We start from the raw sequence: 14,400 nt of genomic DNA, 5'->3' as shown, positions 1-14,400 counted from the left end.
GACCAGCGCAACGCCGCTGGCGCGCACGCCGATCTCTGGCGCGCTGATCGTCTGCATCGAGAATGATGCGGCAATCCTCGACGGCATGCGGACGCTGCTGAAGGCCTGGGACGCCGAGGTGATCGCGGTCGCCGATCCCGAAGGCGCGATCGCGGCGATCGAGGCGGCCGGCAAGCGCGTGACCGGGCTGCTCGTCGACTATCACCTCGACCGCGGCAACGGCATCGCCGCCATCCGCGACATCCGCCGCCGCTTCGGCGACTCCATCCCCGCGATCCTGATCACCGCCGACCGTAGCCCGGCCGTGCAAAGCGCCGCGCGCGACGAGAAGATCGCGGTGCTGAACAAGCCGGTGAAGCCGGCCTCGCTGCGCGCTTTGCTCGGGCAGTGGCGCACGCAGCAGATGGTGGCGGCGGAGTAAGGCCGGCCGCCGCCATCGACAATTCTCAGGCGCCAGCGTCGACATCGATCACGGCCTTGGCAAAGGCCTGCGGCGCTTCCTGCGGCAGATTGTGACCGATGCCGCCGGTGATCAGGCGATGATCGTAGCGGCCGGAGAATTTCTTGGCGTAGGCGCCGGGATCGGGATGCGGCGCGCCGTTGGCATCGCCCTCCATCGTGATCGTGGGCACGCTGATGATGGGAGCAGAAGCGAGCTTCTGTTCGATCTCCTCGTACTTCGCCTCGCCCTTTTCGAGCCCGAGTCGCCAGCGGTAATTGTGGATCGAGATCGCGACGTGATCCTTGTTGTCGAGCGAAGCCGCGCTGCGGTCGAAAGTGGCGTCGTCGAACTTCCACTGCGGCGAGGCCAGTTTCCAGATCAGCTTGGCGAAATCATGCGTGTACTTCTCGTAGCCGGCGCGGCCGCGCTCGGTGGCGAAATAGAACTGGTACCACCATTGCAGCTCGGCGGCCGGCGGCAGCGGCGCGCTGCCCGCAGCCTGGCTGGAGATCAGATAGCCACTGACCGATACCAGCGCGCGGCAGCGCTCCGGCCAAAGCGCCGCGATGATGTCGCAGGTGCGCGCGCCCCAGTCGAAGCCGGCAAGGACGGCCTTCTTGATGTCGAGCGCATCCATCAGCGCGATGATGTCGACCGCCAGCGCCGCCGGCTCGCCGTTGCGCGGCGTCTCGCTGGAGAGGAAGTTCGTCGTGCCATAGCCACGCAAATGCGGGATGATGACGCGATAGCCGGCCTTGGCCAGGATCGGCGCAACGTCGATGAAGGCGTGAATGTCGTAGGGCCAGCCGTGCAGCAGGATCGCCACCGGTCCGGTGGCGGGACCTGCTTCGGCGTAACCGACGTCGAGGACGCCGGCATTGATCTGCTTGATCGTGCCGAAGGATGCGTTCGATGCCAGGGATGGCGCGGCTGACGTCTCGGCGTGCGCCAAGTCGATCACGCCGAGGCTGGCGGCGGCGGCTCCGGCTGCGATGCCGAGGAACTGGCGGCGATGCTGATCGATCATCTGTGTCATGGTCTTGGTTCCTTGTTAGTTGCTGACGTCGCTGTCGGACACGCATCTTGGCTCATGAGCGCTTCGTTGCAGCTACGCAACTGACTATCAGCGTGTTACGCGGGACGCCCGTTTGGACTTGTGAGAAGTTGTGAGGCACTCCATCAAAAGCCCGTCATTGCGCAATTAACGCTGTCATTCCCCGCGAAGGCGGGGAATCCAGTACGCCGCGAGCTCTCGGTCCAATCACAACTTCCTCTGGAATACTGGATCGCCCGGTCAAGGCCGGGCGATGACAGCGAGTGTGTGTTTTCTCGCGGCGTGCTTCTCCCGAGTTTTGCTTCACGCTCGCTCCCTCTGAAAAACAAAGGGCGCAGGGTGGCGCGAGCCCGGAATCCATTCACCGTCACAACGCGCGGCACGATGGTTTCTCAGGTGCGCAATTGCGCACCATAGCTCGCGCTTGGCGCGCCCCGGAATGACGGCCGGATCTCTTGTTGGCTCGCGCTTCCGCCTTCGCTCTGCGAGCTGCGGCGGGACAAGCCGCTCCATCCGGGCTACAGCGCCGGGAGCTACCCCGTCGGCGTGCCCTGCTTCCACTGGCCGCCGGCGATCTTGGCGGCGGCGATCACGGCCTGGGTGCGGCTCTCGACGCCGAGCTTTTGCAGGATGGCCGAGACATGCGCCTTGATGGTCGCCTCGGAGACGCCGAGCTCGTAGGCGATCTGCTTGTTGAGCAATCCCTCCGACAGCATCATCAGCACCCGCACCTGCTGCGGCGTCAGCGTCACCAGGCGGTCGCGCAGCTTGGTCATGTCGGGGTCGGCCGCGGCCGTCAGATCGGTGTCGGCGGGAACCCAGACGTCGCCTCCCATCACCTTGAGGATGGCATCGCGCAGCGTCTCGACGCCGAACCGCTTCGGGATGAAGCCGGAGGCGCCGAAATCGAGCGAACGGCGGATCGTGGCGCTGTCGTCGGAGGCCGAGACGATCACGACGGGGATCGCCGGATATTGCGCGCGGAGATAGATCAGGCCGGAAAAGCCGGAGATGCCGGGCATCGAGAGGTCGAGCAGGACCAGGTCGACGTCCGAAGTCTGTTCCAGGAGCTTGGTCAGATCGTCGAACGATCCGGCCTCGTCGATCTTCGCGGTCGAGAGAACGCCGGCCACCGCCTGCCGCAGCGCATCACGGAACAGCGGATGGTCATCGGCAATGACGAGATGGGTGGAGGGAGCGTTCATCGATCTCTTGCTGTCGTTTACGTCAGCGCCAGTAATCCTGATGGGCGCGGTGGTCAATTCTTCCCCGCCCGGCCGTGGCATGCAAGAGCACATTATTCCTTTGCCGAAAGGGGGTTAATCCGCAAGCCGCCCGCGACCGCGCGGCTCTATAAATCGGCACCGTCTGTTGCGCGTCAGTGCGGAAGGCCGAAAGTCGTATTGGGGCAGGTTTCACGCCGATGTTACCTTGGGGGCAAGACCTGGGTTGATCCGGCATGCCCGGACCGGGACGCGAGGAAACGAGATACGGGGAGCGCATTCACGATGTCCACACTAGCTGCAACGTCGGCTCGGTCGACCGGCATGACGAAGGATGAGCGGTTCGTCATCCTCGCATCGTCACTCGGCACCGTCTTCGAGTGGTACGACTTCTATCTCTACGGATCGCTGGCCGGCATCGTGGGCACGCAGTTCTTCACCATCGCCGGCGCCGACGGCAAGCCGATGTTCGATCAGGCGACGCGCGACATCTTCGCGCTCTTGGCCTTCGCGGCAGGCTTCCTGGTTCGTCCGTTCGGCGCAATCGTGTTCGGTCGGATTGGCGACATCGTCGGCCGCAAGTACACCTTCCTCGTCACCATCCTCATCATGGGTCTGTCGACCTTCATCGTCGGCCTGCTGCCGGGTGCCGCGCAGATCGGCATCGCGGCGCCGATCCTGCTGATCGGCCTGCGCCTGCTGCAGGGCCTCGCGCTCGGTGGCGAGTATGGCGGCGCGGCGACCTATGTCGCCGAGCACGCACCGCCCGGCAAGCGCGGCTATTACACCTCGTTCATCCAGACCACCGCGACGCTCGGCCTGTTCCTGTCGCTGCTGGTGATCCTGTTCACCCGCACCGCGACTGGCGAGCCGGGCTTTGCCGGCGCTCCGGGCGCTTATTGGGGCGGCTGGCGCATTCCGTTCCTGGTTTCGGTCTTCCTGCTCGGCATCTCGGTCTGGATCCGCTTGCGCCTCAACGAGTCGCCCGTCTTCCAGCGGATGAAGGAGGAAGGCAAGACCTCCAAGGCGCCGCTGACCGAAGCCTTCGCCAACTGGAGCAACGCCAAGATCGTGATCCTGGCGCTGGTCGGCCTGACCATGGGCCAGGCGGTGATATGGTACACGGGCCAGTTCTACGCGCTGTTCTTCCTGCAATCGATCCTGAAGGTCGACGGCTACACCGCCAACCTGCTGATCGCCTGGTCGCTGCTGCTCGGCACCGGCTTCTTCCTGGTGTTCGGCGCGCTGTCCGACCGGATCGGCCGCAAGCCGATCATCCTGTCGGGCTGCCTGATCGGTGCACTGACCCTGTTCCCGATCTTCAAGATGATCTCGTCCAACGCCAACCCGGCGCTGGAAAAGGCCTATGAGACGGTCAAGGTGCAGGTGGTGGCGGATCCCGCAGGCTGCGGCGATCTGTTCAACCCGGTCGGCACCCGCGTCTTCACCGCGCCTTGCGACACGGCACGCGCCTTCCTCGCGCAATCGTCGGTGAAGTACACAACGGTTCCGGGACCCGCGGGCGCCGTGAAGATCCTCGTCAACGACAAGGAAGTGCCCTACACGGACGCCAAGACGTCGAACCCCGCGATCACCGCGGCAGTGCAGGCGGCGGGCTATCCGAAGCCGGGTGACGCGGGCATCGTCAAGATGTCGAATCCGTTCGACATCTTCCGTCCGCAGGTGTCGGCGACCATCGGCCTGCTGTTCATCCTCGTGATCTACGTCACCATGGTGTACGGCCCGATCGCGGCGATGCTGGTCGAACTGTTCCCGACCCGCATCCGTTACACCTCGATGTCGCTGCCTTATCACATCGGCAACGGCTGGTTCGGTGGCCTGTTGCCCGCATCCGCTTTCGCGATCACCGCAGCGAGCGGCGATATCTACGCGGGCCTGTGGTACCCCGTCGTGTTCGCGGCCATCACGGCCGTGGTCGGCTTCCTGTTCGTCCCCGAGACAAAGGACGTCGACATCACCAAGTCCTGACCGCGCGTCGCGAGACGCCGAAAAAGCCGGCCGCGGAGCGATCCGCGGCCGGTTTGCTTTCCGTGGAACGCTAATGATCGCTGCCGATGAATTGCAGCACGATCTCCCGGCGATGCGGGCGGCTGCGGTGCTCGACGAGGTAGATCGCCTGCCAGGTGCCGAGCGCGAGCTTGCCGCCCAACACCGGCACCTGCAGCGAGGTCTGCGTCAGCATCGTCTTGACATGCGCGGGCATGTCGTCAGGCCCCTCCGTGTCGTGTGTCCACGGCACGCTTTCCGGCGCGAGCCGCGACAGTGCGGTGGTGAGATCGACCAGCACGGACGGATCGGCGCTCTCCTGGATGGTCAGCGACGCCGAGGTGTGGCGGATGAACAGCGTCAGCGCGCCTTCGGTTGCGTGGGCCTCGTGGACGAATTTTGCGGCCTCGCTGGTGAGATCGGAGAAGCCGCGGCCCTTCGTCTGCACGGTGAGCAGCGATGAGACGATCGTGGTGGCTTGCACCGATGATGGCGTGGAGCGGGTGATGGATTTGGCCGATGTCATCGAAGGTCTCTCAACGCGAAAGGTGCCGTAGGGTGGGCAAAGGCGTGCTTACGCGGTGCCCACGTTCTCTCTCCACCACGAAGAATGCGTGGGCACGCTTCGCTTTGCCCACCCTACAGCAGCTCAGCGCGTGGATAGATCAAATCCTCCCCGACACGTCCTTCTGCACGCGGTTGGCCATGTCGATCAGGCGGCGCCAGGCCCTTTCCAGGAACGACATCGCGCGGTCGAGGTCCTGGTCGCTCGGCAGCGGAATCTCGAGCTTGCGCTCGCCCTCGGCGACCTTTGGCTCAGCCTTTTTCAGCGGGTCGGATTTCGGCAGGGCTTCGTCGATCTTGCCGGAGACTGTGGGCCCGGCGGCGAGCTGCCCCTTCAGCTTCTCGACCTCGGCCTGAAGGCGGCCGATCTCGGCGTCGAGTGCAGAGCGCTCGTCGGGAACGGCGTAACAGGCCCAGCCGGCGCCATTCTTGCTGCAGGTCGAGACCGTGCCGGTGCGGGTGTCGAGCCGCAGCACGCCGTCGGGGATCGGCGTCATGGTGTAGCGGCCATTTTCGCCGTCGGGCGCCGATTGCGCGGCAACCAGGCTGCCGCTGGCAGCGGTCGCCATGACGATGGCGGCCGCACACCATGATGTTGTGGATGGTTTTGCAGGTCTCATCGTGCTCTCCGCCACGCCGCGCAGGTGGCACATCATCGAATTCTACACCCGGGCGGCCGACGGCGCATCGCCGGCGCGCGCGAATCCGCCGCCTGAACCGCGCCTTGCGGAATCAATGATGACGGCCATCCCTTTGATCCCGAGAGCGCGGCGAAATGTCGGCCGCAGCCGCAGATCACGTGGCGAGCTGCTGCGGTGCGGCGTCACGCTGTGTGCAGCGCTCACGCGCAGGGCTATATCTCCAGCAAAATCAATTATATAGCTGATCACGACGCGATCGTGACTTGGCTTGACTTGATTATGTGCGGTCAGTATGGTCCGCGCGGCTTTTGAGGGTGGCGGGCGTAATTTCCATTCAACCGCAGCGTTTCGGGTCTTCGTGGCATGGCTCAAGACACGGGACACAACGGGAATGGAGATCGCGATAGATCGCCCGAGGAAGCTGCGCTTTCCGAACGGCTCGGAAGTCTCGATCAGCGGTTGTCCGAATTTCGCGGCCGCCACGTCAAGACCGAGCAACCCGCAGGTGACGGTGGAGACGGAGCGGCCAGAGCCTCGGCGATGGCGCTTGGTTTTCGGTTATCCTCCGAGTTGGTCGCCGGTGTCGCTGTCGGAGCGGGGATTGGTTGGGGTTTCGACCGCTTGCTGTCGACGTCGCCTTTCGGATTTATCGTGTTCCTGCTGCTGGGCTTCGTGGCCGGCGTGGTGAATGTGGTGAGGTCGGCGGGCGCAGGTCAGAACAGGCGTGGTGGTTCGTAAGGCCAATCCGCACACGGAGAGGAATTGTCGCGCCGGGATCCCCGGTGCGGGCCGGCCCGGCCGGCACAATCGAGACACGCCGGCTCGTCCGGCAGACCAAGAGATGCCGCGCCGATGAAAATCGATCCGATCCACCAGTTCAACATCGAGCCTCTCTTCACGATCGGCCATATCGGCCATCAGACGATCGCCTTCACCAATTCATCGCTCTACATGCTGGTGGCCGTCGTCATCATCTCGCTCCTGATGCTGGCCAGCGGCGCGCAGCTGGTTCCGGGGCGCCTGCAGTCGGTCGCCGAGATCTCCTACGAGTTCGTGGCCTCGACGATCCGCTCGACCGCCGGCGCGGAAGGCATGAAGTTCTTCCCGCTGATCTTCTCGCTGTTCATGTTCATCTGCGTCTCGAACCTGGTCGGCATCATCCCCTACACCTTCACGGTCTCCAGCCACCTGATCGTCACCGTCGGCCTGGCGCTCTTGGTCTTCTTCACCGTGCTGATCTACGGCGTCGCCAAGAACGGCCTGAAATTCTTCTCGATTTTCGTTCCTCACGGCGTCCCGGGCTACATCCTGCCGCTGGTCATGTTCATCGAGATCCTGTCGTTCTTCCTGCGGCCGGTCTCGCACAGCATCCGTCTGTTCGCCAACATGCTGGCCGGCCACATCGCGCTGAAGGTGTTCGCGGGCTTCGTCGCCATGCTCGGCTTCTCGCTCGGCGCCATCGGCTGGGTCGGCGGCGTGCTGCCGCTGGCGCTCACCATCGCGCTCTACGCCCTCGAGATCCTGGTCGCGTTCCTGCAAGCCTATGTGTTTGCGATCCTGACCTGCATCTACCTCAACGACGCCATTCATCCGGGACACTGAGCGGTCCGGGGAATTTCCACCCACAACCCAATCTTTCTTCCAAGGAGTCTAAAATGGATCCGGCAGCAGCAAAACTTATCGGCGCGGGCATCGCGTGCATCGGCATGGGCGGTGCGGGCGTCGGCGTGGGCGTGATCTTCGGCAACTACCTCGCCGCAGCCGTCCGCAACCCCTCGGCCGCTCAGGGCCAGTTCGGCAACCTGATCTTCGGCTTCGCCGTGACCGAAGCGCTCGGCATCTTCTCGCTGCTGATCGCGCTGCTTCTGCTGTTCGTTTTCTAAGAACGACTTCTTCCGCGCCGCTTCATCCGAAGCGGCGCGTGACAGCAACAGGAGTACTCCATGGCCGAGAGTCATGGCGGGGCGAAAGCTCCGGCGACCGACGCCCACACCGAAGCCGATGGCGGTCATCACGGCGGCGGCTTTCCGCCGTTCGAGAGCAGCACCTTTGCTTCGCAGCTGGTGTCGCTCGCGATCTTCTTCGTCGCGCTTTACGTGATCGTGTCCAAGCTCGCGCTGCCGAAGGTCGGCGGTGCGATCGAGGCGCGTCAGAACAAGATCGAGGGTGACCTCACTGAAGCGCAGACGCTGAAGGATCAGTCCGAGGCGGCGCTGAAGGCCTATGAAAGCGAGCTCGCTGCGGCGCGCGCGCGGGCGCAGGCGATCGGCAACGAATCCCGCGACAAGGCGAATGCGCAGGCGGAAGCCGAGCGCAAGGCCCTGGAAGAGCAGCTGGCGGCCAAGCTCGCCGAGGCGGAGAAGACCATCGCCTCGACCCGCGCGACCGCCATGGGCAACGTCCGCGGCATCGCGGCCGATGCGGCAGGCACCATCGTGCAGCAGCTCACCGGCGTCGTTCCGGATGCGGCGTCGGTCAATGCCGCCGTTGATGCGTCCTTGAAGGGTTAGCCGATATGTTCTTCGATCCTGAAACCTGGGTCGCCGTCGCCTTCGTGATCCTGATGGTCGTGTTCGGCTATCTCGGGGTCTTCAAGTCGGCGATGTCGGCGCTCGACAAGCGCGCCGAGCGCATCAAGGCCGAACTCGACGACGCGACGCGCCTGAAGCAGGAAGCCGCCAAGGTGCTGGCCGACTACAAGGCCCGCAGCGCCTCGGCCGAACGCGAGGCCGCCGACATCATCGCCAACGCCAGGAGCGAAGCCGAGCGCATCGCGACCGAGGCCAAGGCGAAGATGGAAGACTTCGTCGCCCGCCGCACCAAGACCGCGGAGAGCAAGATCGCGCTCGCCGAGGCCCAGGCGCTGGCCGACGTCCGCGCCGCAGCCGCGGAAGCCGCCGTGCAGGCCGCCTCCACGATCCTGTCGCAGTCGGTCAAGGGCCAGGTCGCCGACGATCTGCTGGCCAAGGGCATCACTGAGGTTCGCCAGAAGCTGAACTGAGGAGCGAACGCCTCATCCAATCAAAAAGCCGGCGCGATGAGCGCCGGCTTTTTTGTTTTCGACACCGCATCCACAAATGCGGCGTCATCACCCGCGAAGGCGGGTGATCCAGTATTCCAGAGACGGCAGTGCTTGAACCGAGGAGCCGCGGCGTACTGGATGCCCCGCCTTCGCGGGGTATGACACCTGAGATTGCCGCAAGACCTTCCGCTACTTCTTCTTCCGCGCCTTCGGCTCGGGCGAGAGCGCCTGCGGGTCGAAGCCGACATAGAAGATGTAGGAATCGGCGACCGCGGGAGACGGCAGCGGGTAGGACAGGTCCTCGGCGACGAAGGTGAAGGGCACACTGGCGCCCTCGGTCATCTGGACCGTGGTGCGGTAGGCCTTCGAGGCGATCACCTTCTCGCCGACGCCGCCCTGCACAACGGCGACGCGCAAGGGGACTTCGACCGTCGCAGGCGCGCCGGCGGGGCCCGCGATGACGCGGCCCTGGATGCCGATATGGGCGATGATTTCGCCGCCATTGCGGATGCATTCGCGCGCCATCTTGGAGATCGAGGCCTGGAAGCGCACGTCATTGCCGACCGCCGGCTTGCCGTTCGCACCGACGCCATAGGTCGACGCTCCGGCGCGCACCGTGACCTGCGGGCAATCATATTCGTCATCGGCCTGGGGCGCGCCTGGCGCGGGCGCGGGCTTGGGCTGGGCAGGCTCGTCGGATTTGCCACCGAACAGGCTCTTGAAGCGGTCGGTCAACGACTGCGCGGCGACCGGCGAGACCGCCGCCAGTGAAACCGACAGCGCCAGCGCGATCACCGGACCCCGCCGCAGCGCCTTCCGCAATGACCGAAGCTCATTCATGAACGCCTGTACTCCATGACAATATCCCGGCCAATCGCCGGTCGATCCCGCGCGTTATATCGCCAAAATCGGCGAACCCAAGGCAGGAAAAAAGGCTGAGCTCGGTGCGCGATGGCTCAGCTCAACCGCGGAAATCCTCGTGCAGCAGGCCGAACAGCAGATGGTCCTGCCAGACCCCGTTGATGCAGAGATAGCGGCGCGCCAGTCCCTCGCGGGAGAAGCCGCACTTCTCCAGCACCCGGATCGACGGCGCGTTGGTGGGGATGCAGGCGGCCTCGACCCGGTGCAGATTGAGCTCGCCGAACAGCGTCGGCAGCAGCACGCGCAGCGCCGCCGTCATATAGCCGCGATGGGCGTGGGGCTGGCCGACCCAATAACCGATGGTGCCGGCCTGGACGATGCCGCGCCTGACATTGGCGAGCGTGATACCGCCGACCATGGCGCCGTCGAGCTCGCGGAAGATCAGGAAGGGATAGGAGCGGTCCGCGGCGATGTCCTCGGAATAGCGGCGCAGCCGGCGGCGAAAGCCGGAGCGGGTCAGATCGTCCGACGGCCAGATCGGCTCCCACGGCGTCAGATAATCCCGGCTGGTCTCGCGCAAATGCGCCCATTGCAGGAAGTCCGACATCTGCGGGGCGCGCAGCAACAATCCGTTGCCGCGCGGGGCGAGAGCGGCAGGTCCGCTGGAGGGCAGGCGAAACAGGGCCATGTGATGCTTCCCGGGGCGGACCTTCCGCCAAAACGGCTCCTCATGCAGCCGCGCCTTTTAGTGCAGCCGAGCTTTGGCGCGCGCCCGGGTCAATCCTTCCGCAAAAGACACCGCCGTGTCCAGACCCCTGCCGCTGCCTAATGCGACAACGGCTGGGCGGCTGCGCGACAGCAGTGCCCGCGCCGCATCGCGGGTCGATTCGACGCTGACGGCATCGATCCGGGACACCAGTTCCTGCACCGTCTGCGGCCGGCCATAGGCCAGCACGTGCCGGGCGAGCTGCTCGGCGCGCGAGGAGCAGCTCTCCAGCGCCATCAAGAGGCCCGCCTTCATCTGCGCCTTGGCCCGGGCGATCTCGGCCTCGGTCAGGGTCTCGACCGAATCATTCATGATGTCGACCACGACCTCCATCATTTCAGGCGCGTCGGCCGGGTCGGTGCCGGTGTAGAGACCGAAGAAGCCGGTGTCGGTGTAGGGCGCGTGGAAGGTGTAGATGGAATAGCAGAGGCCACGCTTCTCGCGCACCTCCTGGAACAGCCGCGACGACATCCCGCCGCCGAGGATGTTGGTGAAGACCTGGAGCGAGAACAGCGACAGATCGGTCTGCGGCACGCCCTCCAGCGCCAGCGTCAGATGCGCCTGCTCGAGCTCGCGATGCACGACCTTGGTGCCGCCCTTGCCGAATTGGGCAGGCTGGGGCTTCGGCCCCGGCGTTGCATCAAAGCTCGCAAAGCGCTTCTCGGCCTCGGCGACCACCTGCTTGTGATCGACGGCGCCGGCCGCCGCCACCACCATGTCGGGGCCGCGATAATGCGTCGAGAGGTAATTGCGCAGCGAGTCGCGATTGAAGCTTTTCAGTGTCTTGGCGGTGCCGAGCAGCGAGCGGCCCATCGGCTGGTCGGGATAGCAGAGCTCGTTGAGATGCTCGAACACGACGTCATCAGGGGTATCCTGCGCCGCGCCGATCTCCTGCACGATGACGTTCTTCTCGCGCTCGAGCTCGTCGGGCTCGAAGGCGGGATTGGCGAGGATGTCGGCGAGCACGTCGAGCGCGAGCGGCACGTCGGCCTTCATCACCCGGGCATAATAGGACGTGGTCTCGGTCGAGGTGCCGGCGTTGAGATCGCCGCCGACCGCCTCGATCTCCTCGACGATCTCGCGCGAGGAGCGCCCCGTGGTGCCCTTGAAGGCCATATGTTCCAGCAGATGGGAGATGCCGTGCTCGTTCGGCTTCTCGTCGCGGCCGCCGACCCCGGCCCAGACCCCGAGCGCGGCGGTCTCCAGATGCGGCATGTTGTCGGTGACGACAGTCAGGCCGGACGCAAGCTTGGTGATCTCGACGCTCATCCGGCAACTCCCTGTTTTGCGGCGCGGCTGACCGACAGCACGAACCGCTCCACCTCGGCCTGGTCGTTCTTCATCACCTTCATCTGTTCGGACTTGGTCATGAGACCGTCGAGCCAGGCCGGCAGAAGCGGTCGCTGGCCACAGGCCGCCTCGACCGCATCAGGGAATTTGGCGGGATGCGCGGTCGAGAGCACGATGTTGGGGACGGTCGTGTCGGTGGTGTCGCGATCGGCAACCGCAAGCGCCACCGCGGTGTGGGGATCGACCAGCTCGCCGGCCTCGCGCCAGGCGGCGCGGATCGCAGCCGCGGTCTCGGTCTCGTCGGCGCGGCCGGCGTCGAATTCTTCGCGGATCGCGGCGAGCGTGGCATCAGGTAGGACGAAACGTCCCGATTGCTTCAGCTGCTCCATCAGCCGGCGCACACTGCCCGCATCGCGCTTGCTCGCCTCGAACAGCAGCCGCTCGAAATTCGAGGAGATCTGGATATCCATCGACGGCGATGCCGTGGCATGCACCTCCCGCACCTCGTAGATGCCGGTCTTGAGCGTGCGGGCAAGGATGTCGTTGACGTTGGCGGCGATGCGCAGCGTGCGCACCGGAAGGCCCATGCGCTTGGCGACATAGCCGGCAAAAATATCGCCGAAATTGCCTGTCGGCACGATGAAGTCCACCGCGCGTGCCGGAGCGCCGGCGGCAACCGCCGACGTGAAGTAGTAGACCACCTGGGCGACGATGCGGGCCCAGTTGATGGAATTGACGCCGGACAGCGAGGTCGCATCGCGGAAGCGATGATTGTTGAACATCCCCTTCACCAGCGCCTGGCAATCGTCGAAATGACCCTCGATGGCGAGTGCGTGGACATTGGCCGCGCCCGTCGTCGTCATCATGCGCTGCTGCACCTCGGAGATGCGCTGGTGCGGAAACAGCACGATGAGGTCGACATTCTCCAGGCCTGCGAAGGCTTCGACCGCGGCGCCGCCGGTGTCGCCCGAGGTTGCGACCACGATGGTGGTGCGCTGGCCGCGCTTGGCGAGCACATGATCCATCAGCCGCGAGATCAGCTGCATCGCCACGTCCTTGAACGCGAGCGTCGGACCGTGAAACAGCTCCAGCACGAATTGATGCGGCGACATCTGCCGCAACGGCACCACGGCTGGATGACGGAAGGTGGCATAGGCCTCGTTCGCCATGCGGCCGAGCTCGGCGTCGGAAATCTCCCCGCCGACGAACGGACGGATCACGTCGACCGCGACCTCCCAATAGGGCCGGCCAAAGAAGCCGGCGATGGTCTCGGCTGGCAGAACCGGCCAGGTCACCGGCACGTACAGGCCGCCGTCGCGGGCAAGCCCCGTCAGCATCACGTCGCAGAAGCCAAGCTCAGGGGCCTCACCCCGGGTCGAGATATAACGAGTCAAACTGCCCTCCAAAGGCTGGCGCGGTCCGAGTCCAGGCCTTAAGCCTTTGATTTCACGATGTTCCTAGTTCCAAGCCAGAGGCTTTGCGGCACCATAGAGTGTTTTGGGGGGCCGCACCATGCCCAACGAAAAAGGGCTGCGGCGAGGCCGCAGCCCTTCCCTTGGAAGGTCTGTCGTTGATGTGTGCAGACCCGGTTTCGTCGCTGGGGCGCCCTGCCCCGAAATCGCTGGTTCGAGCTATCGTTTCCTGTCACGAAATCGTCAAGGAGAAAAACGGCGCGCGGCGCCAAATGTTCCGGTTTTTCCCGGAATGCCCCGGCGCAGTGCCCGCAAGTAGCGTCGCCGGGCGCGTGGCATCATTGCCGCTTTTTCCTAATGCAGGGAACGGCAGCCGGCTCAACCCCGGACGGGTGAGTTCATCCCGATTTCCACCGCGATCCGGATCAGGTCGGAATGGTTCTTGGCCCCCAGCTTCTGCTTGAGCAGGGAGGTGGTGTTGGCGACGGTCTTGTAGGAGATACCGAGCGCCTCGGCGACTTCGACGATCTTGTGGCCGCGCCCGAGCAGGCGGAGAATTTCGAGCTCCCGTGGCGTCATCTGCGAGGCCGGACTCGCCTTGATCGCAGCGCCCGAGAAGGTTACGGCCTCCGCAAGCTGCGGCGAGATGAAATTGTCGCCGGCGACCACCTTGCGCACGGCCTTGAGCAGGATCCGGGGATCGTCGCCCTTGGAGACATAGCCTTGCGCGCCGAGCTCCACCGCGCGCACCACGAAGGCCGGATCTTCATTCATGCTGAACATGATGATCTTGGCGCCGGGATCGTCCTTGCGGATCCGGCGCATCAGCTCGAAACCCGAGACGTCAGGCAGGCTGATGTCGATGACCGTGACGTCCGGGCGTTTGCTGATATAGGCCTTGTGTCCGGATTTGGCGTCGTTCGCTTCGTCGATACGAATCGAATGATCGGTGGCAAACAGGGTGCGACAACCTGACAACACAACGGGGTGGTCGTCGACGATCAGGACCCGGGTCGCCAGCTTGGTTGTATCTTGCATCGCGCACTCTCTCGTTTTGAGAACTCATAGACTGGCGGGAACAAATGGAAAGAGAGAATCCCGTCAATGCGCGTTAGAAT

Annotated in this window: 17 protein-coding genes; 7 read left to right on the top strand and 10 right to left on the bottom strand. The window is 64.7% G+C overall.

The annotated features are described in order from the left end of the window. On the top strand, positions 1-421 hold a 421-nt coding region (locus HYH07_RS35350; protein WP_220006785.1), incomplete at its 5' end, for a response regulator. Positions 422-446: 25 nt separating this feature from the next. On the opposite strand, the gene HYH07_RS35345 is transcribed toward HYH07_RS35350, so the two are convergent. Continuing rightward, on the bottom strand, positions 447-1,478 hold the full coding sequence (locus HYH07_RS35345) for an alpha/beta fold hydrolase (protein WP_220006784.1): 1,032 nt from the start codon (positions 1,476-1,478) through the stop codon (positions 447-449). 551 nt (positions 1,479-2,029) lie between these two features. After that, positions 2,030-2,701 carry a response regulator transcription factor gene (locus HYH07_RS35340; RefSeq protein WP_220006783.1) on the bottom strand — a complete coding sequence of 224 codons (672 nt, stop codon included), beginning with the start codon at positions 2,699-2,701 and terminating at the stop codon, positions 2,030-2,032. A gap of 303 nt (positions 2,702-3,004) precedes the next feature. Here HYH07_RS35340 and HYH07_RS35335 point away from each other — a divergent pair, with 303 nt between their 5' ends. After that, the gene (locus HYH07_RS35335) at positions 3,005-4,708 is read left to right on the top strand and encodes an MFS transporter (protein ID WP_220006782.1); all 1,704 of its coding nucleotides are present in this window, start codon (positions 3,005-3,007) and stop codon (positions 4,706-4,708) included. A gap of 70 nt (positions 4,709-4,778) precedes the next feature. Here the strand turns inward: HYH07_RS35335 and HYH07_RS35330 are convergent, their stop codons facing one another. The 3 genes from HYH07_RS35330 to HYH07_RS35320 form a co-directional block, all read right to left on the bottom strand. Next, entirely contained in the window at positions 4,779-5,252 is a 474-nt protein-coding gene (locus tag HYH07_RS35330) for a secondary thiamine-phosphate synthase enzyme YjbQ (protein ID WP_220006781.1), read from the bottom strand. A gap of 139 nt (positions 5,253-5,391) precedes the next feature. After that, complete coding sequence (locus HYH07_RS35325; RefSeq protein ID WP_220006780.1) at positions 5,392-5,910, bottom strand: hypothetical protein; 519 nt, start codon at positions 5,908-5,910, stop codon at positions 5,392-5,394. A gap of 42 nt (positions 5,911-5,952) precedes the next feature. Next, positions 5,953-6,414 carry a hypothetical protein gene (locus tag HYH07_RS35320; protein WP_220006786.1) on the bottom strand — a complete coding sequence of 154 codons (462 nt, stop codon included), beginning with the start codon at positions 6,412-6,414 and terminating at the stop codon, positions 5,953-5,955. On the opposite strand from HYH07_RS35320, the gene HYH07_RS35315 reads away from it, so the two are divergent. The 5 genes from HYH07_RS35315 (at position 6,295) to HYH07_RS35295 (ending at position 8,932) form a co-directional block, all read left to right on the top strand. Beyond that, positions 6,295-6,669, top strand: coding sequence for an AtpZ/AtpI family protein (locus HYH07_RS35315; RefSeq protein ID WP_220006779.1), 375 nt, complete (start codon positions 6,295-6,297; stop codon positions 6,667-6,669). The genes HYH07_RS35320 and HYH07_RS35315 overlap by 120 nt on opposite strands. A gap of 114 nt (positions 6,670-6,783) precedes the next feature. Then, complete coding sequence (locus HYH07_RS35310; protein ID WP_057746088.1) at positions 6,784-7,533, top strand: F0F1 ATP synthase subunit A; 750 nt, start codon at positions 6,784-6,786, stop codon at positions 7,531-7,533. A gap of 53 nt (positions 7,534-7,586) precedes the next feature. Then, positions 7,587-7,814 (top strand): F0F1 ATP synthase subunit C, encoded by a 228-nt coding sequence (locus HYH07_RS35305; protein WP_018643436.1) that lies wholly within the window; start codon positions 7,587-7,589, stop codon positions 7,812-7,814. A 60-nt stretch (positions 7,815-7,874) separates the two neighbouring features. Next, on the top strand, positions 7,875-8,441 hold the full coding sequence (locus HYH07_RS35300) for a F0F1 ATP synthase subunit B' (RefSeq protein WP_220006778.1): 567 nt from the start codon (positions 7,875-7,877) through the stop codon (positions 8,439-8,441). Between the two features lie 5 nt (positions 8,442-8,446). After that, positions 8,447-8,932 carry an ATP F0F1 synthase subunit B gene (locus HYH07_RS35295; RefSeq protein ID WP_057746083.1) on the top strand — a complete coding sequence of 162 codons (486 nt, stop codon included), beginning with the start codon at positions 8,447-8,449 and terminating at the stop codon, positions 8,930-8,932. A gap of 210 nt (positions 8,933-9,142) precedes the next feature. Here the strand turns inward: HYH07_RS35295 and HYH07_RS35290 are convergent, their stop codons facing one another. The 5 genes from HYH07_RS35290 to HYH07_RS35270 form a co-directional block, all read right to left on the bottom strand. Then, a complete protein-coding gene (locus HYH07_RS35290; RefSeq protein ID WP_220006777.1) occupies positions 9,143-9,793 on the bottom strand; it encodes a hypothetical protein in 651 nt (216 codons plus the stop codon). Positions 9,794-9,914: 121 nt separating this feature from the next. After that, complete coding sequence (locus HYH07_RS35285) at positions 9,915-10,502, bottom strand: GNAT family N-acetyltransferase (protein ID WP_018316343.1); 588 nt, start codon at positions 10,500-10,502, stop codon at positions 9,915-9,917. A gap of 57 nt (positions 10,503-10,559) precedes the next feature. Beyond that, positions 10,560-11,849, bottom strand: coding sequence for a pitrilysin family protein (locus tag HYH07_RS35280; protein ID WP_057746075.1), 1,290 nt, complete (start codon positions 11,847-11,849; stop codon positions 10,560-10,562). Continuing rightward, on the bottom strand, positions 11,846-13,264 hold the full coding sequence (gene thrC / locus HYH07_RS35275) for a threonine synthase (protein ID WP_220006776.1): 1,419 nt from the start codon (positions 13,262-13,264) through the stop codon (positions 11,846-11,848). The genes HYH07_RS35280 and thrC overlap by 4 nt, the downstream gene beginning before the upstream one ends. A gap of 396 nt (positions 13,265-13,660) precedes the next feature. Next, on the bottom strand, positions 13,661-14,320 hold the full coding sequence (locus HYH07_RS35270; RefSeq protein WP_220006775.1) for a response regulator transcription factor: 660 nt from the start codon (positions 14,318-14,320) through the stop codon (positions 13,661-13,663). Positions 14,321-14,400: the final 80 nt, after the last annotated feature.

The sequence above is a fragment of the Bradyrhizobium sp. BR 10261 genome, from assembly GCF_019455395.1.
Lineage (GTDB): Bacteria > Pseudomonadota > Alphaproteobacteria > Rhizobiales > Xanthobacteraceae > Bradyrhizobium > Bradyrhizobium manausense.
Note: the sequence above shows the minus strand (reverse complement) of the source record. Positions and strands in the feature narration are given on the sequence as shown.